The sequence below is a fragment of the Streptomyces sp. NPDC003456 genome (assembly GCF_042878735.1).
Lineage (GTDB): Bacteria > Actinomycetota > Actinomycetes > Streptomycetales > Streptomycetaceae > Streptomyces.
The window spans coordinates 67,506-85,006 of record NZ_JBIAOK010000003.1 but is presented as its reverse complement, the minus strand read 5'-3'; the positions used below and the strand labels follow the sequence as shown (position 1 = coordinate 85,006).

Sequence of the window (17,501 nt, the reverse complement as noted above, 5' to 3'; positions counted from 1 at the left end):
ATGCTACGCGTCGACCTCGACGAGCCGCTTGCCGTCGAAGGTCACGACCTCGAAGTGGTCGATGTCGTTCGGCTGGAAGGCGGCACCGCCCTGGACGTACAGGGGCTGCTTGGCCTTCTCGGTCGTGGCGTCGGGCAGGCCGTAGCCCCACTCCGGCACGGACCAGGAGGCCAGCGTCTCCCGCTCGCCGTTCTTGCCGACGGCGACCAGGGCGCACTTGAGCGGGCCCTTGACGTTCTTCAGCTCCGTGACCGTCCCGGTGCCCCAGTCCTTCTTCTGGAGGGCGACCGTCGCGGTGACCTTGGTGGTCGGGTCGGTGGCCGTGATCTTGTCGGAGATCCCGTCGAAGGCCGCCTTGGCGGGGCTCGCCGCGAGCGGGCGGTTCTGCGCACCGCCGCCGCCGTCACCGCCGCTGGTCGCGACCGCGACGAAGGGACCGCCGACGATGAGCGCACCGGCCGCGGCCACCATGTAGAAGCTGCGCCGGCGCTTCTGCGCGCGGCGGTCGGCGACCTCGTCGACCAGCTTCTCGACCAGGCGGGGCCGGGGCTTCGCGGAGAGCGAGTCGCCGATCGCTGGGGTGCTCCCGGAGCCGGGCAGGTCGGCGAGGGCGGCGAGCATCGGCTCCATGCCGGCCAGCTCGTCGAGCTGCTGGGCGCACCACTCGCAGGTGGCGAGGTGGGACTCGAAAGCGGTTGCTTCGGCGTCGTCGAGGATGCCGAGGGCGTACGCGCCGACGGTCTCGTGCTCGTTCGGCACCGGAGATTCCTGCATGGGGCCAGACATACCCATGCCTCCCGTACCGAACCCTTGGTTACCCCCGTAAACACCCATCACGCCGTCACCCCCCGCTCCTCCAGTGCCAGCTTCATCGAACGCAGGGCGTAGAACACCCTGGAGCGGACCGTGCCGCTGGGTATGCCCAAAGTCTCGGCCGCCTCATTGACGGTACGCCCCTTGAAGTACGTCTCGACGAGCACCTCCCGGTGAGCGGGGGTCAGGTCGTCGAGTGCGTCCGACAGAGTCATCAGCCACAGCGCCTTGTCGATCTCGTCCTCCGCGGGGATGACCTCCAGCGGCGACGGGTCGACCTCCTGCGGCCGGGCCTGCCGGCTGCGGTGGCCGTCGATGACGATGCGCCGGGCGACCGTCACCAGCCAGGGGCGTACCGAACCGGTCGCCCGGTTGAGCTGACCGGCGTTCTTCCAGGCACGGATGAGCGTCTCCTGCACCACGTCCTCGGCGCGCTGCCGGTCTCCGGCGACCAGGCGCAGGACGTATGCCAGCAGGGGTCCGGCGTGTTCGCGGTAGAGCGCACGCATCAGCTCCTCGTCGGGTTCCGAGGACTGGGACATGCGATGTCGGGCCCTCGGTGCTCGTTCATTGGCCACGACGGAATCCTTGCGCACGCCCACCTCCGATGTCCGGGGGTTCCCCCAGTCGGTCGCTCGACAAGCCGTACGCAGAAGAGGCGTTGGGTGTTCAAAGCGAGGTGACAGTTTTCTTCCGGGTGACGTGACGGAGGGGGACATGGGTGCACATTCCCACCCCTCGTTCTTTACATTTCCGCCACACGGGCAAGATCGCGCCTGCTTATCCCTACGGGAGCGTAGGTAAACGGTATGTGTCCCGAATCACTTCGGGTGCGCACGCGCAGAAGTGGCAATTAGGACAGGGAAATTGAGTGCACGGACCACTCAATTCCGTTTCACGGGCGGGCCAGTGCCGCGCGGCGCCGGTGCCGGGCGACACGCTCGCGGTTCCCGCAGACCTCGCTGGAGCACCACCGCCTCCTGCGCCCCCGCGAAGTGTCCAGATACACGATGGGGCAGTTGTCCCCTTCGCACTGCCGCAGCGCCGCGCGGGCGACCGGGTCGGTCAGCAGGTCCACGGCGTCCCGGGCGACCACCGCGAGCAGGGCGGCGCAGGCGGGCGGTGACTCCAGCCGCCGCACGAGCCCGTCCTCCGGGTCGCGCACCGCGCGCGGGGCCGGGGGCGCGGTGCGGGCCAGGTCGTTGACGCGGGCGAGCGCGAAGTCGTAGGTGCTGACGCCCGAGCCGGGACGGCCGCGGACCAACCGGTCGATCTGGTCGCGCAGTTCGCGGAAGGCCGGGGGCCAGCCGGCGTCCGCCTGGTCCAGCGGGGTCCCGGCCGGGACGAGCCCGGAGCCGGTGATCCAGGCGCGCAGCACGTCCACGGAGTGCAGCCGCTCCTCCGGGTGCGTGGTGGAGAGCAGATCGAGGCAGATCCGCCCGGCGTCGAAGCGCAGCTCGTAGGGGGCCGTGGCCGTACCCGATGCCATGTGCCTGTCACCGCCTAGGGTCGGTGAGCGCCAGTGAGAGGGCCGGGAAACCGGTCCCTCTTACAGTGCCTGCCCCGGAGCCCGCCGGAAAGACCTCCGGCGGGGGCGGCGTACGGCCCCCGGCCCGGCCCGTGCCGCGCCACGCGGTGCCCGGCCACTCACCCGTCCGCGTACTTGGTCTCCGCCGCCGGGTCCAGGGCCAGCCGGTAGCCGCGCTTGACCACCGTCTGGATCAGCTTCGGCGTGCCGAGGGCCGTGCGCAGACGGGCCATGGCCGTCTCCACCGCGTGCTCGTCACGGCCGGAGCCGGGCAGGGCGCGCAGCAGGTCGGAGCGGGCCACGACCCAGCCGGGGCGCCGGGCGAGGGCGCGCAGCAGGGACATGCCGGCCGGCGGGACGGGCCTGAGGTCGCCGTCGACCAGGACGGCGTGGCCGCGGATCTCCACCCGGTGCCCGGCGACGGGCAGCGCGCGCGCCCGGCCGGGCAGTTCCTGGCAGAGGAGCTGCACGAGCGGACCGAGCCGGAAGCGCTCCGGCTGGACCGTGTCGACGCCGCGTGCCTGCAGCGGCAGGGCCGTGACCGGTCCCACGCAGGCGGGCAGGACGTCGTGGCCGAGGGCCGCGAGGAGGTCGGTGAGCAGGCCGCGTTCCTCCGCGCGCGACAGGAGGGAGGCCGCGGCCGGCGCGCTGGTGAACGTCACGGCGTCCACCCCCCGGGCGACGGCCGCGTCCAGCAGGCGGTCGACCGGGGCGATGTCCTCCGGGGGCATCCAGCGGTAGACCGGCACGCCGACGACCTCGGCCCCGCCCACCCGCAGCGCCTCCACGAACCCGGGCAGCGGCTCCCCGTGCAGCTGGACGGCGATGCGCAGCCCCTCGACGCCCTCCTCCAGCAGCCGGTCCAGCACCTCGGCCATGGACTCCGACGACGGCGACCACTCCTCGGTCAGCCCGGCCGCCCGCACCGCGCCCTTGACCTTCGGCCCGCGCGCCAGGATCCGTACGCCGCCCAGCCGGGAGAGCAGGTCCTCACCCAGACCCCAGCCGTCCGCCGCCTCCACCCAGCCGCGGAAGCCGATCGCGGTCGTGGCGACCGCGATGTCCGGTGCCTGGCGGATGATGTCCTTGGTCGCGGCCAGCAGTTCGCTGTCGTCGGCGAGGGGCACGATCCGCAGGGCCGGGGCGTGCAGGACGGCGGCCCCGCGGCGCCGCAGCAGCGCCCCGAGCTCGTCGGCCCGGCGCGCGGCCGTGACGCCCACGGTGAAACCGGCCAGGGGACCGTGGTCCGGTCGCTGTTCTTCCTCGTCCATGGCTCTCGTTCCGCACTCGAGTCGTCGTACTGCGCCGGTACGGCGTACCTGCATGCCGGTCGAGCCTGTCAACGGCTCGTGACAGGCCCGGTTCGGCGCGATGTCGCCGGTGTTACGTCACACGTCGGCGTAGCTGAGCTGGGGCTTCGCCTCCGAGGCCGTCGCGGTGACGGGTACCCGGGGAGCCGTGCGGCGAAGGTATACGGCCCAGGTGATCAGGAAGCAGACGGCGTAGAAGGCCAGGAAGGCGACGAAGGCGCCGGTGCCGGAGCCGTAGGAGAGGAAGGACTGGCGGAAGGCGAGGTTGATGCCGACGCCGCCGAGCGCGCCCACCGCGCCGATCAGTCCCATCGACGCCCCGGACAGCCGCCGCCCGTACGCCGCCGCCTCCTCGCCGGTCAGCCCCTGGGCCAGCGCCTTGTTCTGGAAGATGCCCGGGATCATCTTGAAGGTCGAGCCGTTGCCGAGCCCGCTGAGCACGAACAGCACCACGAACGCCCCGGTGAACAGCGTGAGCGACTTCGCCATGGAGGCCCCGACGAGGACCGCCGTCGCAGCGGCCATGGCGACGTAGTTGTACAGGCTGATCCGCGCCCCGCCGAACCGGTCCGCGAGCCGCCCGCCCACGGGGCGGATCAGCGAGCCGAGCAGCGGCCCGAGGAAGGTGACGTAGGCGGCCTGCAGCGGGGTGCGGCCGAACTGGTTCGTCAGGACCTGGCCGAAGGCGAAGCTGTAGCCGATGAAGGAGCCGAACGTGCCGATGTAGAGGACGGACATGATCCAGGTGTGGCCGTCCCGGGCGGCGTCCTTCGCGGCCCCGGTGTCGTTCCTGACGTGCTCCAGGTTGTCCATGAACAGCGCGGCCAGCACGGCGGCCACGACGATCAGCGGGATGTAGATGCCGAGCAGCACGCGCGGGCCGCCGCCGGCGCCGATGATGCCCAGTGCCACGATCTGCGCCACCGGCACGCCGATGTTGCCGCCGCCCGCGTTCAGGCCGAGCGCCCAGCCCTTCTTCCGCAGCGGGAAGAAGGCGTTGATGTTGGTCATGGAGGAGGCGAAGTTGCCGCCGCCGACCCCGGCGAGGAGGCCGACGAGCAGGAAGGTGGAGAAGGAGGTGCCCGGTTCCATCACCGCGAACGCGGCGACGGTCGGGATCAGCAGCATGGCCGCGGAGACGATCGTCCAGTTCCGTCCGCCGAAGATGGCGACGGCGAAGGTGTAGGGGACGCGGACGACGGCGCCGACCAGGGTGACCATCGACGTCAGCAGGAACTTGTCGGCCGGGGTCAGGCCGTACTCCGGGCCCATGAACAGCACCAGCACGGACCACAGGGTCCAGACCGAGAAGCCGATGTGCTCGGAGAGCACGGAGAAGACGAGGTTGCGGCGGGCGACCTTCTCCCCCGTCTCCTTCCAGAACGTCTCGTTCTCCGGATCCCAGTGCCGGATCCAGCGTCCGCCCCTGCTCGGGGGTGCGGGTGCCGTGTCAGGGACTGTCATGACGCCTCCACTGTGCTCCGGGGCTCGCTCGTGCTCGAGTGACTGGTCCCGAAGGTAGGGAGGACGCGTTTCCTGTCTGTGGCACCCGGTGACCGGCAGGGAACGTTGCTCTCACCCCGGGCGCGGGCGGGATGAGAGGTGCTGTGCCCCCCTGTGCACGGCCCGGGCGGTGTTCCCCACCCCGGTGGCGGCGGGGCGGGCCGGACGCCTGGCCGCCCCGCCCCGTCGCGGTTCAGCCGGCCGTCGCCGAACGCCTGCGGCTCCCCCGCCCGCGGCCGCGGCTCCCGGCCCGCTCCCCACCCGTGGGCCACAGCCGGGGGCGCTGCTTCGCGGCCAGGTCCTCCACCCAGCCGAAGGCGAGGACGCAGCAGCCGATCAGCACCCACACCAGGACCAGCACCGGCCAGACGCTCTCCAGCAGTCCCGGCACGTTCTCCTCCAGCACCGGGAAGCCCCACAGCCGGTCCCAGAGGGTCGCGGCGACGAGGATGCAGGTGTTGTGCCAGAGGTAGATCGTGACCGCCCGGGAGTTGAGCCAGGTGATCGTGCCGGCGAAGGCGCGCAGCCGGCGCGGCCACTGCGACCAGGACGGGCTGACGTGCAGCAGCACCAGCACCGTGCCGAAGGACCACAGGGCCTGGGCCAGGGGCAGGGCGTCCAGGTCGTTGCCGGGGCCGAAGCCGTGGCGCAGCGCGTACCAGAGGCCGGTCAGGGCGATCACCGGCGCCACCGAGGGGACGACGTAGCGAGGCAGCCGTTTCAGGATGCCCTCCTGGTGGGCCATGCCGAGGATCCAGCAGGCGCCGAAGGTGGAGAAGTCGGTCAGCGCGGAGGGCACCCGCTCGCCGGGCAGCACGAGCCAGCTGTGCTCGAAGGCCACCGCCAGGGCGACCGGCATGAGGATCGTGACGGCGGGCAGGGCGCGCAGAGCCTTCAGCAGCAGCGGGGACAGCAGGACGTACCAGAGGTAGGCGCGGATGTACCACAGCGGCCCGGCCAGCTCGGCGGCCCAGTTCTCGCCGATCAAGCCGTGCACCCCGGGCAGGCCCTCGGCGTAGGGCGGGTCGCTGAACGGGACGATCCAGAAGGTGAGGTGCAGCCACCACCAGCCGGGGTGCCCCTCGTCGCCCGGGCCCCAGCCCTGAAGGACCATGCCGGTGACGCCGACGACACCCAGCAGCCACAGCGGGGGCAGCAGCCGGCGCAGCCGGCCGCGGATCACCTGCAGGGCCGGGCGCTTCAGCGAGCGGGCCGTGAGGGTGCCGGCGAGCGCGAACATCACGCCCATGGAGGGGAACACCAGCGGCAGCCAGGCCCAGCCGGTCAGGTGGTAGAGCACGACCCGGAACAGCGCGAGGGCCCGCAGCAGGTCGAAGTACCGGTCGCGCACGGGGGTGCGGGCGGGGGCCGGCGCGGCGGGCGCCGCCTCGGGGGCGGAGGTGGTGTGCGTGCTCACCCGACCGGCCTCTTCTCCGCCGGCTGCTGCGGGGTGCCGGTGCCGGGTGCCGGCAGGCCGACGGCTCCGGTGCGGCGCAGCTTCTGCCAGCGCAGCCGGCCGCCGGTGAGGGCCGTGATCCAGGACTGGAGCAGCACGACGTACATGAGCTGGCGGTAGAGGAGTTGCTGGAGCGGGAGCGAGACGAGGTGGACCATGCGTTCCTTGTCCAGGTGGAACGCGTAGGCCGCGCACACCCCTTGCACGGCGAGGACGCCGAACCAGGCGCCGATGGTCTTCTCGGTCGGGCCGAACACCAGCCCGTACAGCAGGAACACGTCGATCAGCGGGGCCAGCAGCGGCGCCACCACCATGAACAGCGACACCAGCGGCAGGCCGACCCGGCCGAAGCGGCCCGAGTGGCCCCGGTCGAACAGGGCCCCGCGGTGCTTCCAGATCGCCTGCATCGTGCCGTACGACCAGCGGTAGCGCTGGGACCACAGCTGCTGGACCGACTCGGGTGCCTCGGTCCAGGCGACGGCCTTCTCCGCGTAGACGACGTGCCAGCCGTCGCGGTGCAGCGCCATGGTGATGTCGGTGTCCTCGGCGAGCGTGTCGTCGCTCATGCCGCCGACGCGCTCCAGTGCGCTGCGACGGAACGCGCCCACCGCGCCGGGGATCGTGGGCATGCAGCGCAGCACGTCGTACATGCGCCGGTCGAGGTTGAAGCCCATGACGTACTCGATGTGCTGCCAGGCGCCGATGAGCGAGTCCCGGTTGCCGACCTTGGCGTTGCCGGCGACGGCGCCGACGCGCGGATCGCCGAAGGGCTGCACCAGTTCGCCCACGGTGGTCGGCTCGAAGACGGTGTCGCCGTCCATCATCACGATCAGGTCGTGCGTGGCGTTGGCGATGCCCCGGTTCAGGGCGGCGGGCTTGCCCGCGTTGAGCTGCCGGACCACGCGCACGCCGGGCAGGTTCAGGTTCTCCACGATGCGGGCGGTGCCGTCGCTGGAGCCGTCGTCCACGACCAGGATCTCGACGGGGTGGTCACTGGCCACCAGCGACCGGACGGTCTGCTCGATGCACTTGGCCTCGTTGTAGGCGGGCACGAGCACGGAGACCGGTTCGGTGACGGGCTCGCCCCAGCGGAAGCCGCGCCGCCGGACCCGGCGGGCGTGCGCGACGGACAGGATCAGCATCAGCCCGAGGCGGGCGAAGACCAGGACGCCGACGACGGCCAGGCCCACGACGAGGACCTCCGTCGTGTGCTCGGACGCCTGCACCAGGAACACCCACGCCTCGCCCTTCAGCGCGTCCAGTCCGGTGACCGGGGTGTGCGCGCTGGGCGCGTCCAGGGCGGCGGTGAGCGTGTGGAAGGTGTAGCCGCGGGCCTGCAGCCCGGAGATGTACCGGTCGAGGGCGGCCACGGTCTGGGAGCGGTCACCGCCGGAGTCGTGCATCAGCACGATGGCGCCCTTGCCGTCCTCCGGCGTGGCGTTGCTGATGATCTTGTCGACCCCGGGCCGGCGCCAGTCCTCGCTGTCGCTGTTGTTGACGACCGTGAGGTAGCCCTTGCTGCCGATGTACTCGGTGACCGGCCAGGAGTTGTTGTCCATGTTGTGCGCGAACGAGGAGTAGGGCGGCCGGAACAGCGAGGTGCGGATGCCGGCGGCGCCGGCGAGCGCGAGCTGGTTCTGCGACAGCTCCCAGTCGACGCGGCTCTTGTCGTGCAGCGCCAGATCGGGGTGGTTGAAGGTGTGCAGCCCGATCTCGTGGCCCTCGTCGACGATGCGCTGCACCAGGTCCGGGTGGCGGGAGGCCATGGTGCCGGTGATGAAGAAGACGGCGTGGGCGTCGTGCTTCTTCAGCACGTCCAGGACCCGGGGCGTCCAGAGGGGGTCCGGCCCGTCGTCGAAGGTCAGCACCAGCTCGCGGTCGGGCAGATCGAGGCTGGTGGGCTTGTCGCCGCGGGTGTCGATGACCGGTCCGCCCTCCAGGATGTCCTTCGGCACCCGGTCGTTGGCGGCGGGTGGTCCGACCCGGTGGTCGGCGAGGATCTCGCTGCGCACGTATCCGCGCAGCATGAGCATCGCCATCAGGGCGACCAGGAGGAGCAGGGGCAGCAGCAGGCGCATGGGCAGACGCCGGCGCCCGGGACCCCCGCGGCTGCGGGAGGCGGGCCCGGATCGGCGGGTACGGAAAGCCATGGGTGGTGGTACTCCGGGTGGTGCGGGAGGAAGTGGTACGGGGACGGGTCGGGCTGGAGCGTGCAGCGGGCGGAGACACCGGAACGGCCGTACGACGGACGGCCGCTGCCCCGGCGGGCCGCCCTGGGTGCGGGCGGAGACGCGGTTCCCGGCTGCCGGCGATCGACGGGTGCCGTCCGGCCCCGGGCGGACGAACGGCAGGCGTCCGGCCACCCGGCGTGGTGAACCCCGGGGCGAGCGACGAACGGGCACCGGGCCACCGAGGCGGGCGACCGATGGCACCGGTCGAGCGAGTGGCTCTCGCTCCCACCCGGGGCGAGCGGACAACCGGCCGCCGGCCAGCCGGGCCGGGCGGCGAGCGGACCTCGGCCTCCCGGGCAGCCGCCCACCGGCCGCCGACCCCCCGGGGTGGGTGGGCGAATGGCTCTCGACCACCCGGGTGAGCGGTGGGTGAGCAAGTGGCTCGACCGCCGGGGTGGGGCGACCACCGGTCGTCGGCCACCGGGCGGGGCGAACGTCGGTTTCCCGTCGAAGCGTTGGCGGTGGCCGGGCCGCGGCCGCAGGAAGGGCGGGCTGGTCGGCCCGCGCCGCGGCGGCGGCCTTCCGGTACCGCGAGCGCCGGGGTGTGGCGCTGTGCGGCCGTCCGGTCGGGCCGGGCGGTACGGCGCAGGAGGCCGGCTCATGGGCCGGTCATCAGGCCGGTGCCCCGCTGATCGAGCGGGAGATCCGGCTTCGGACCGGGCCCGGGAGCGTGTGCGGACGGCACGGTCGTGGTCCGCGCCCGCGGGGTCAGGCGGCGGCGGGCGTCTCGGTCACCGGATCGGCCGTGGCCGGGCCGTCCGCCACGGTGCCCGTGTCGCCGCCGTCCCCACCGGTGCCCGTCGTCGCGGTCGGGGACGGCGTGGGCTCGCCCGTCGGCGTCGGGTCGGTGGCCGGCGTGCTCGGCGGGTCCGCCGGCTTGGTCGGCGTCGGGTCGGTCCTGCCGGTCCCCGGCCGGGGCGTGGCCCGGGTCGCGGTCGGCGAGGGCTCGGCCGGGGCGCCGGAACGCCCCGGCCGGGCCGTGACCGCGGGCGCGGCGGCACTGGGACCGGGCACGGGAGCCGTGGCCCCGACGGGCGCCGGGACGCCGCCCGGAACGGCGGCGCCGGGCTCCTCCGTCGGTCCCGCCTCCGCGGGCGGGGGCGAGCTGTCGACCTTCTCGGCCGGCTGCTCCTCGCTCCTGCCGGGGACGGGCAGCCAGGGCGCGTTGGAGTTCCCCGACAGCAGCGTGGCGACGATGACCACGGCGTACACGCCGCAGGCCAGGGCGACGACCACACCGATCCGGCGCAGGCGGCGGCTGCGGCGGCCGGACTCGTCGACGAAGACGGGCCGGTCGCCCGAGCCGTCGGCACCGGCACCCGGGGCGTCCTCGGCCTGCCGGACGCGCTCGCCGCCCAGCTGCACGGAGTCGAGCTGGACGGTGACCTCGTGCGGGTCGTGGGCCTGGTGCGGGTCGTGGGCCTGGTCGGCGCCGCCCGGATCGTCCCCCGGGGGGCCGGTCTCCTCGGGTTCCTGCCAGGGGTCACGGACGGCCGTACGGGAACCGCGGCCCGGGGGGAGCGCGTCGGCCTCGCCCTCGCTCTGCCGGGGGATGCCGGCCAGGATCTCCGCCCCGGCGGGCAGCGGGCCGCCGGTCGCACGGGCGTCGTCGTCGGCGAGGGCCTGTGCCGCTCCCCGCTTCCGGGCTCTTCCGTCGGCCGCGATCCCGCTCGTCGCCGACGCGGCTCCGGGCCACTCCGACCGGGCGTCTTCTCGCCATTTCGTCACGCGCACGCACTTCCCCCCACAGGATGGTTCAGGTGCGCCTCCGACCTGAGCACTCGCCGTCGGACCGGGCCCCCACCCGTCCGAGCGCCCCCTCTTGCCACAGCGTGCTCAGGCGTCGAATGTAGCGCACGCGGCGACTGTGCGTAGGGCTGTCGTGACGAATCGTGTCAGCCGTGGGACAGCATGAGGACATCGTCGTCGGCCGGAATCCATCCCCCGGCGGGCCGTCGCAGCCAGTCCTCCTGCGCCGCGAGGCGGGCCGCCGCCCGCCGCAGCGCGTCCAGCGCGGGGTGGGTCAGCCCCTTGCGCCAGACCAGGGACAGGGGGGACAGCGGCACCGGGTCGACCAGGGGACGGGACACCGTCGACGGCAGGGCGGGGAAGTCGACGACCGCCAGGACGGGGGTCCGTGTCCGGGCCATGATCCGCTGGAACTCCTCCTCGCCGACGGCGAGCGGCGCGGGCGGCGCCAGTTCGATGCCGTGCCCCTCGAACAGCAGCCGGGCGAGGTCGGTCCACTCCGGGGTGCGGGGGTTGCCCGCGCCGGCGTAGACGGTCTCGCCGGCCAGCTCGGCGAGCGGCACCTCCTCCAGCGCGGCCAGCCGGTGGTCCTCCGGCAGCACGATCGCCATCGGCTCGCAGCGCACGGGCTGGTGGACGAGACCGGCCCGCAGCGCGGGGTCCAGTCCGGCGAACCGGCCGAACGACGCGTCCAGCCGTCCCGCGAGCAGGTCGCCGGCGGCACCGGTCAGGCCGCTCTCGTAGCGGGCCATGAGCTCCTGGCCCGGCGCGAGTTCCCGGGCCAGGTACAGCACCCGGCGGGCGGTGGTCGGACCCGGGGAGTTGAGGTCGACGAGCAGGGGCCGGGCCTGGCCGAAGGCGGCGAGCAGTTCGTCCTGCGCCTGGAGCACCCGCCGGGCGTGGGGCAGCAGCCGCTCGCCGTCGGGTGTGAGTGCCACCTGCCGGGTGGTCCGCACGAACAGCTCGGCCCCCAGCTCCCGCTCCAGTCGCCGTACGTCGCGGCTGAGGGCCTGCTGGGCCACGTGCAGCCGGACGGCGGCGCGGGTGAAGTGCAGTTCCTCGGCGACGGTGGCGAAGGCGCGCAGGAGACGGGGGTCGAGATGGGCCGGCATGCCGCGAACCTACAGCGGTCCGCGGCGGCCGGTTCAGCCGGTCCCGCGTGGGCTCCCGCCCCGGCTCGCGGCCGTCCTCGCACCGGCCGGCGCGGAGGCTCCGCCCCGGTGCCGGGGGGCCGAGCGCAGCGGCGGGCGGGTCAGGGTGATCTGGCGGACGACCTGCTGGAAGCAGGCCAGGGCGGCGATGCCGGGCAGGGCCGCCGCGGCGGTGCCGAGGACGGTCCTGGGCGCCTGGACCACGCAGAGCAGGACGGCGACGCACGAGAAGACCAGCACCACGCACCAGGAGTGCGCGGCACGGCGCTGGTGCAGAGCGGCCCGCAGCACGGACAGGGAGGCCACCAGCCAGGGCCCGTAGACCAGCAGGGGCCACCAGTGGCGCAGGCCCCTCGTCTCGGGCGAGACGGCGACCAGCCGCAGGGGGTCGTAGGCGACCATGCCGCTCAGCAGGCCCACGGCGGCGGCGATGACGGCCGCGAGCGAGGCGACGGCGAGGCTGGTGGTGCGGAACAGGCCCCGGGTCCTGCGGACGCGGACCTTGCGGTGGCGCCGGGGGACCTCCCGCACGGGCGGCAGTTCCTCGGTGATCTCCTGCAGCCGCTGCATGTGGGAGTCCGGTGCCGGGCCGGGGGCCGCACGCGGCGGTTCGTCACGCGGGGCCGGGATGCGCGTCTGCTGCCCGAGGGCCTCCTCGAGGATGAACGCCAGTTCCTCGGCCGGATCCCAGGTCGGGTCCGGGGGCGTCAGCGGTGTGATGAAATCCCGGGCCGGTGCGCGGTGCCGGCCGGTGCCTTCGATTCCATGCTCGTACACGACGCGGCCCCCGCTACTTCGCGAGAACCAGGGCGGGCCATTCCGTGGCGCTGATCCAGCGGCGGGCGAGATCCTTCTCCAGGGTGCTCATGGTGCGGATGAAATCGCGCAGCACCGGTTCGGTCACCTGCAGCGTGACCGGGCAACCGCTTCTGGTGAGCGTGCCGTTGACGGTGGCGGACGAGTGCGCTGGAGCGGGAATGTAGGTGTACGGCCCGAGCGTTACCGCCCAGCCGTCTTTCCTGGTCGCCTCGGTCATGTACCGACTAACCGTCGCCTCACATCACCGGATGCGCGGCAAAAGAGTGAAGGATGTGTGTGAATGAGCATCTTATTCATGCGCCATGAGAAGCATTAGGGCTCTCCATATCCCTGTATGAAGAACAGGGAGCGAATCTTTTCCGCCACGGCCGTCCGGGGTGTTTCACAACGCAGGTGCGTGAGTCCGTGCGGAACAGGTGTTGGACGGGCCGATCACCGCCGGGGGACGGTGGCCGCATGTCCCGACTCACCCCGTACCGCCGCCTGTTCAGGCTGCCCGGCACCCGCGCCTTCACCGCCGGGAACCTGCTGGCCCGGCTGCCGATGGGCATGTTCAGCGTCAGCGCGGTCGTCATGATCGCCGGTGCCCGCGACTCGTACGCGCTTGCCGGTGCCGTGACGGCGACGGGTCTGGCGGCGACCGCGGTGGTCGCGCCCTGGACGGCACGGCTGGTCGACCGGTACGGACAGGCCCGGGTGGCCCTGCCCGCCACGGCGTTCGCCGCGCTCGGCTCCGTCGCCCTGGTGCTGTGCGTCCGCCGGGACGCTCCGGACTGGACGCTGTTCGCCTCCTACGCGGCCACCGCGACGACCCCGAACACCGGGGGGATGTCCCGGGCGCGCTGGGCGCATCTGCTGGCCGGCGACGCGAAGGCGCTGCACACCGCCAACTCCTTCGAACAGGCCGCGGACGAGCTGTGCTTCATGATCGGCCCGGTGCTCGCGGCGTTTTTGTGCGGGACGTTCTTCCCGGAGGCCGGCACGCTGACCGGGGTGGTGCTGCTGCTGTCGGGCACGGTCCTGTTCACCACCCGGCGTGCGACGGAGCCGCCGGTCGCCGCGGGGGTGCCGGCCCGGGCGCCCCTGCGCGCCCCCGGCATTCCGCCGCTGCTCGTGGTGTGCCTGGCGATGGGGGCGGTGTTCGGCGCGACGGAGGTCGTCACGCTCGCGTTCGCCGACACGCAGGGGCACAAGGCGGCGGCGGGCGTGGTGCTCGGACTGCAGGCGGCCGGTTCCTGCGCGGCGGGCCTGCTGTACGGCACGGCGCGGCTCACCGGTCCGGTCGCCGCGCGGCTGCCGTGGTGCCTGGCGGCGATGACGGGCCTGCTGACCCTGCCCCTGCTCGCCGCGTCCGTCACGGGGTCGCTGCCGGTGCTGGCCGCGGCGCTGCTGGTCGCCGGGATGGCGACGGCCCCGGCCATGGTCACCACCATGACGCTGGTCCAGGAGCGGACGCCGCAGGGCCGGCTCAACGAGGGCATGACCCTCGCGGTGACCGGACTGCTGGGCGGGATCGCCTGCGGCAGCGCGATCGGCGGCTGGACGGTGGAGCACATGACGCCGACGGTGGGCTACACGATCCCCCTGACGGCGGCGGCCACGGCCCTGCTCCTCTCCCTCCCCACGGCCAGATCCCCCCACCGTCTCCCGACCCCCCTCACCCGGACCTGACCAGGGGTGTCCCCGCGCCGGCGGCGCCCCGCCCGGCGCATGGCGAAGGCCCCGCCACCCGGAAGTGGCGGGGCCTTCGCCCACATGGGATGAGTGGAGATGGCGGGAATCGAACCCGCGTCCAACGGTGCAGAACCAGGGCTTCTCCGTGTGCAGTTCGCTGCGCTTTTCTCGGCCCCGGCGATCACGCGAACAAGTCGCCGACGGGCCCAGTCACTGTTTGGTTTCCCACCGAACCCCGTGACCGGGCTCGATGGTTTAGTTCCCTAGCTTATGCCAGGATCCGGGTCGGGAACGTCCCCGGGCTGACACCCATTAAGGGTCCTTCACTCACTGCTTATCAGGCAGCGAGGGCGAAGGACTGGGAATCGCGCTTGGTGTTGGCGATTATTTTTTGCGACATATGGTTTACGAGATCATTGCCGCTTCCTCGACACGCTTCCCCTGCTTCGACATCCGCTGTCGAAACCGATCATCCCCATGTTGTGTTGACAATCCCCTCCGGAGAGGGGCCCGCACCCGCCGTGGGGTGCTCGCACCATCGTACGTGACCAACGCAGGTCGGTGCCAGCGTATTCCTACGCCCCGCGCTGCTTGCGCCGCACCGCCGAGATCGCTCGCTCGGTCTCCCGCCGGTCCTGCTTCTCCCGGAGCGTCTGGCGCTTGTCGTACTCCTTCTTGCCCTTCGCCAGCGCGATCTCGACCTTCGCCCGGCCGTCCTTGAAGTACAGCGCGAGGGGCACGATGGTGTGGCCCGTGTCGCCCGACTTCGACTCCAGCTTGTCGATCTCGGAGCGGTGCAGCAGCAGCTTGCGCTTGCGCCGCGCGCTGTGGTTGGTCCAGGTGCCCTGGCTGTACTCCGGCACGTGCACGTTGTGCAGCCACGCCTCGCCGTCGGTGAGCTGGACGAAGCCGTCGACCAGCGACGCCCTTCCCTGGCGCAGCGACTTCACCTCGGTGCCGGTGAGGACCAGGCCGGCCTCGTACGTGTCGATGACGAGGTAGTCGTGCCGCGCCTTCTTGTTCTGCGCGATCAGCTTGCGCCCTTTTTCCTTAGCCATAGTGCCGACCATTTTCGCACTACGCGGGGGTCCGGGGGAAAGCGGATTACGAGTGGTTCGCCAGACCCCGCAGCACGGACTCGGCGCGCTGCAGGGCGCCCTCGTCGGTCTCCAGGTCGGGAGTGATGCCCCGGCCGTCCACCCCGCGCCCGGAGGGGGTGCGGTAGTGGCCGACGGTGAGCTCCGCCACGGAGCCGTCGGGCAGCCGGGCAGGCATCTGGACCGAGCCCTTGCCGAAGGTGCGCGAGCCGACCACCAGGGCCCGTCCGCGGTCCTGCAGGGCGCCGGTGAGCAGCTCGGCGGCGCTCATCGTGCCGCCGTCGACGAGCGCGACCAGCGGCCGGGTCGTGTCGCCGCCGGGCTCGGCGTGCAGGGCGCGCTGCTCACCCTCGACGTCGTAGGTGGCCACCAGGCCGGCGTCGAGGAAGGCGGAGGCGGCGGTGACGGCCTCGGTGACCAGGCCGCCGGAGTTGCCGCGCAGGTCGAGGACGACCCCGGCACCGCGCGGGGCCCGCCGGACGGCGTCGCGGACCTGGCCGCCGGAGTTCTTGGTGAAGGTGTCCACGTCGATCAGGGTGAGGGCGCCCGGCAGGTCCCGGACGGTGACGGAGTCGGTGGACAGGCGGGCCCGGCGCAGGGTCTCGGTCCAGGTGCGGCCGTCGCGCTCCAGGCCGAGGCGGACGGTGGTGCCGGCGGGGGCGTCGGAGGCGTCCCCGCGCAGTAAGGAGACGACCTCTGTGACGGGACGGCCGTCGGTCTTCTCGCCGTCGACGCTGCGCAGCAGGTCCCCGGGGCGGATCCCGGCGCGTGCGGCGGGCGAACCGGTGCGCACCTTGGTCACCGCGACCCGGCCGTCGCGCTCGCTGCCCGCCCACAGGCCGACCCCGGTGTACCGGCCGTCGAGGGCGTCCTCGAACTCCTCGTACTCGCCACGGGAGTAGACGGCGGCCCAGCGGTCGCCGCTGCGGCTGGCGGCCCGCCTCGCGGCCTCCACGGGGGACTTGCCGTCGGCCATGGCCTCTTCGGCCGCCCTGGCGACGTCCGCGTGGCGGGCGAGCGGGGCGGCGGCCGAACGGGCCTCGTCCGGCGCGGACTTCCCTTCGCCCTGGGGCAACGCCCCGGTGGCGGCACCGGCGACGAGCACGCTCGTGAACACCAAGGTCAGGGCGGCCCCGCGGCGGATGCGACGGGGCTGACAGAACGGGTCACGACCTGACATGCCGGTGAGTCTAGGACAAGCGGAAGGGCCGTACGGCCGGTTGACCGTACGGCCCTTCTTGGCATGCGTCACACCTTCAAGTACTTGCGCAGCGCGAAGAACGCGGCCAGCGCGGGCATCAGCAGGCTGGTGGCGAGGATGAGCGGCAGCTTCGTCAGGACGGCGTCCCACCCGATGAAGTTGATCAGGGTGAGCTGATCGGCGAGGGCCAGTCCGTGGTCGATGAGGAAGTACCGGGCGATCAGCAGGAAGGCGCAGGCGAGGGTGCCGCCGATGAGTCCGGCGACCGCGGCCTCCATGATGAACGGCGCCTGGATGTAGAAGCCGGAGGCGCCGACCAGCCGCATGATGCCGGTCTCCCTGCGGCGGCTGAACGCCGAGACGCGCACGGTGTTGACGATCAGCATCAGCGCGACGACCAGCATCAGCGCCATCACCGCGCGGGCGGCCCAGTTCATGCCGTTCAGCAGCTTGAAGAGGTTGTCCAGCAGGCCCTTCTGGTCCTGGACGGACTGCACGCCGTCACGGCCGTTGAAGGCGGTGGCGATGACCTGGTACTTCTCCGGGTCCTTCAGCTTGATGCGGTAGGACTCCTGCATCTGGTCCGGCGTGAGGGAGGCGGCCAGCGGGGAGTCGCCGAACTGCTCCTTGTAGTGCTTGTACGCCTGGTCCTGCGTCTCGTAGGTGACCGTCTCGACGACGTTCATCTCGGCGAGGTCGGCCTTGATCTGCTTCTTCTGGTCGTCGGTCACCGCGCCCTTGGCGCACTTGGGGTCCGACTCGGCGTCGCTCTTGTTGCACAGGAAGATCGAGACGTTGACCTTGTCGTACCAGTAGCCCTTCATCGTGTTGACCTGGTCGCTCATCAGGAGCGACCCGCCGAACAGGGCGAGCGACAGGGCGACGGAGACGACGACCGCGAAGGTCATCGTCAGGTTGCGGCGGAGACCGACGCCGATCTCCGACAGGACGAACTGGGCGCGCATGGCG

Annotated in this window: 15 protein-coding genes and 1 other RNA gene; 1 reads left to right on the top strand and 15 read right to left on the bottom strand. The window is 72.5% G+C overall.

From position 1 onward, the window contains the following. Positions 1-3: 3 nt before the first annotated feature. The 11 genes from ACFYWG_RS11380 to ACFYWG_RS11330 all read right to left on the bottom strand — a co-directional run bounded on the left by ACFYWG_RS11380 (position 4) and on the right by ACFYWG_RS11330 (position 12,777). Positions 4-834 (bottom strand): anti-sigma factor family protein, encoded by an 831-nt coding sequence (locus ACFYWG_RS11380; RefSeq protein ID WP_376333307.1) that lies wholly within the window; start codon positions 832-834, stop codon positions 4-6. Beyond that, positions 834-1,355: a sigma-70 family RNA polymerase sigma factor gene (locus ACFYWG_RS11375; protein ID WP_019056398.1), complete on the bottom strand. Its 522-nt coding sequence runs from the start codon at positions 1,353-1,355 to the stop codon at positions 834-836. The genes ACFYWG_RS11380 and ACFYWG_RS11375 overlap by 1 nt, the downstream gene beginning before the upstream one ends. A gap of 353 nt (positions 1,356-1,708) precedes the next feature. After that, positions 1,709-2,302: a CGNR zinc finger domain-containing protein gene (locus tag ACFYWG_RS11370; protein WP_376333304.1), complete on the bottom strand. Its 594-nt coding sequence runs from the start codon at positions 2,300-2,302 to the stop codon at positions 1,709-1,711. 158 nt (positions 2,303-2,460) lie between these two features. Beyond that, entirely contained in the window at positions 2,461-3,612 is a 1,152-nt protein-coding gene (locus ACFYWG_RS11365) for a uroporphyrinogen-III synthase (RefSeq protein WP_385420517.1), read from the bottom strand. Between the two features lie 117 nt (positions 3,613-3,729). After that, a complete protein-coding gene (locus ACFYWG_RS11360) occupies positions 3,730-5,115 on the bottom strand; it encodes a nitrate/nitrite transporter (protein ID WP_376333299.1) in 1,386 nt (461 codons plus the stop codon). Positions 5,116-5,347: 232 nt separating this feature from the next. Then, the gene (locus ACFYWG_RS11355) at positions 5,348-6,571 is read right to left on the bottom strand and encodes an acyltransferase family protein (protein ID WP_389200839.1); all 1,224 of its coding nucleotides are present in this window, start codon (positions 6,569-6,571) and stop codon (positions 5,348-5,350) included. Then, on the bottom strand, positions 6,568-8,760 hold the full coding sequence (locus ACFYWG_RS11350; RefSeq protein ID WP_383510025.1) for a bifunctional polysaccharide deacetylase/glycosyltransferase family 2 protein: 2,193 nt from the start codon (positions 8,758-8,760) through the stop codon (positions 6,568-6,570). Before ACFYWG_RS11350 ends, ACFYWG_RS11355 begins: the two co-directional genes overlap by 4 nt. A 789-nt stretch (positions 8,761-9,549) precedes the next feature. Continuing rightward, a complete protein-coding gene (locus ACFYWG_RS11345; protein WP_389200836.1) occupies positions 9,550-10,569 on the bottom strand; it encodes a hypothetical protein in 1,020 nt (339 codons plus the stop codon). 167 nt (positions 10,570-10,736) lie between these two features. Next, positions 10,737-11,702, bottom strand: a complete 966-nt coding sequence (locus ACFYWG_RS11340) for a LysR family transcriptional regulator (protein ID WP_376333288.1) — start codon at positions 11,700-11,702, stop codon at positions 10,737-10,739. A gap of 33 nt (positions 11,703-11,735) precedes the next feature. After that, positions 11,736-12,518, bottom strand: a complete 783-nt coding sequence (locus ACFYWG_RS11335) for a hypothetical protein (protein WP_376333286.1) — start codon at positions 12,516-12,518, stop codon at positions 11,736-11,738. Positions 12,519-12,531: 13 nt separating this feature from the next. Beyond that, positions 12,532-12,777 carry a hypothetical protein gene (locus tag ACFYWG_RS11330; RefSeq protein ID WP_376333283.1) on the bottom strand — a complete coding sequence of 82 codons (246 nt, stop codon included), beginning with the start codon at positions 12,775-12,777 and terminating at the stop codon, positions 12,532-12,534. A gap of 176 nt (positions 12,778-12,953) precedes the next feature. Here ACFYWG_RS11330 and ACFYWG_RS11325 point away from each other — a divergent pair, with 176 nt between their 5' ends. Then, positions 12,954-14,231, top strand: a complete 1,278-nt coding sequence (locus ACFYWG_RS11325) for an MFS transporter (protein WP_389200834.1) — start codon at positions 12,954-12,956, stop codon at positions 14,229-14,231. Between the two features lie 91 nt (positions 14,232-14,322). Here the strand turns inward: ACFYWG_RS11325 and ssrA are convergent. The 4 genes from ssrA to ftsX all read right to left on the bottom strand — a co-directional run bounded on the left by ssrA (position 14,323) and on the right by ftsX (position 17,497). Next, positions 14,323-14,711: a transfer-messenger RNA gene (gene ssrA, locus ACFYWG_RS11320) on the bottom strand. A gap of 98 nt (positions 14,712-14,809) precedes the next feature. Continuing rightward, the gene (gene smpB, locus ACFYWG_RS11315) at positions 14,810-15,292 is read right to left on the bottom strand and encodes an SsrA-binding protein SmpB (RefSeq protein ID WP_376333278.1); all 483 of its coding nucleotides are present in this window, start codon (positions 15,290-15,292) and stop codon (positions 14,810-14,812) included. 46 nt (positions 15,293-15,338) lie between these two features. After that, positions 15,339-16,511 (bottom strand): S41 family peptidase, encoded by a 1,173-nt coding sequence (locus ACFYWG_RS11310; protein WP_389200832.1) that lies wholly within the window; start codon positions 16,509-16,511, stop codon positions 15,339-15,341. A gap of 68 nt (positions 16,512-16,579) precedes the next feature. Then, positions 16,580-17,497: a permease-like cell division protein FtsX gene (gene ftsX, locus ACFYWG_RS11305; protein WP_376333272.1), complete on the bottom strand. Its 918-nt coding sequence runs from the start codon at positions 17,495-17,497 to the stop codon at positions 16,580-16,582. Positions 17,498-17,501: the final 4 nt, after the last annotated feature.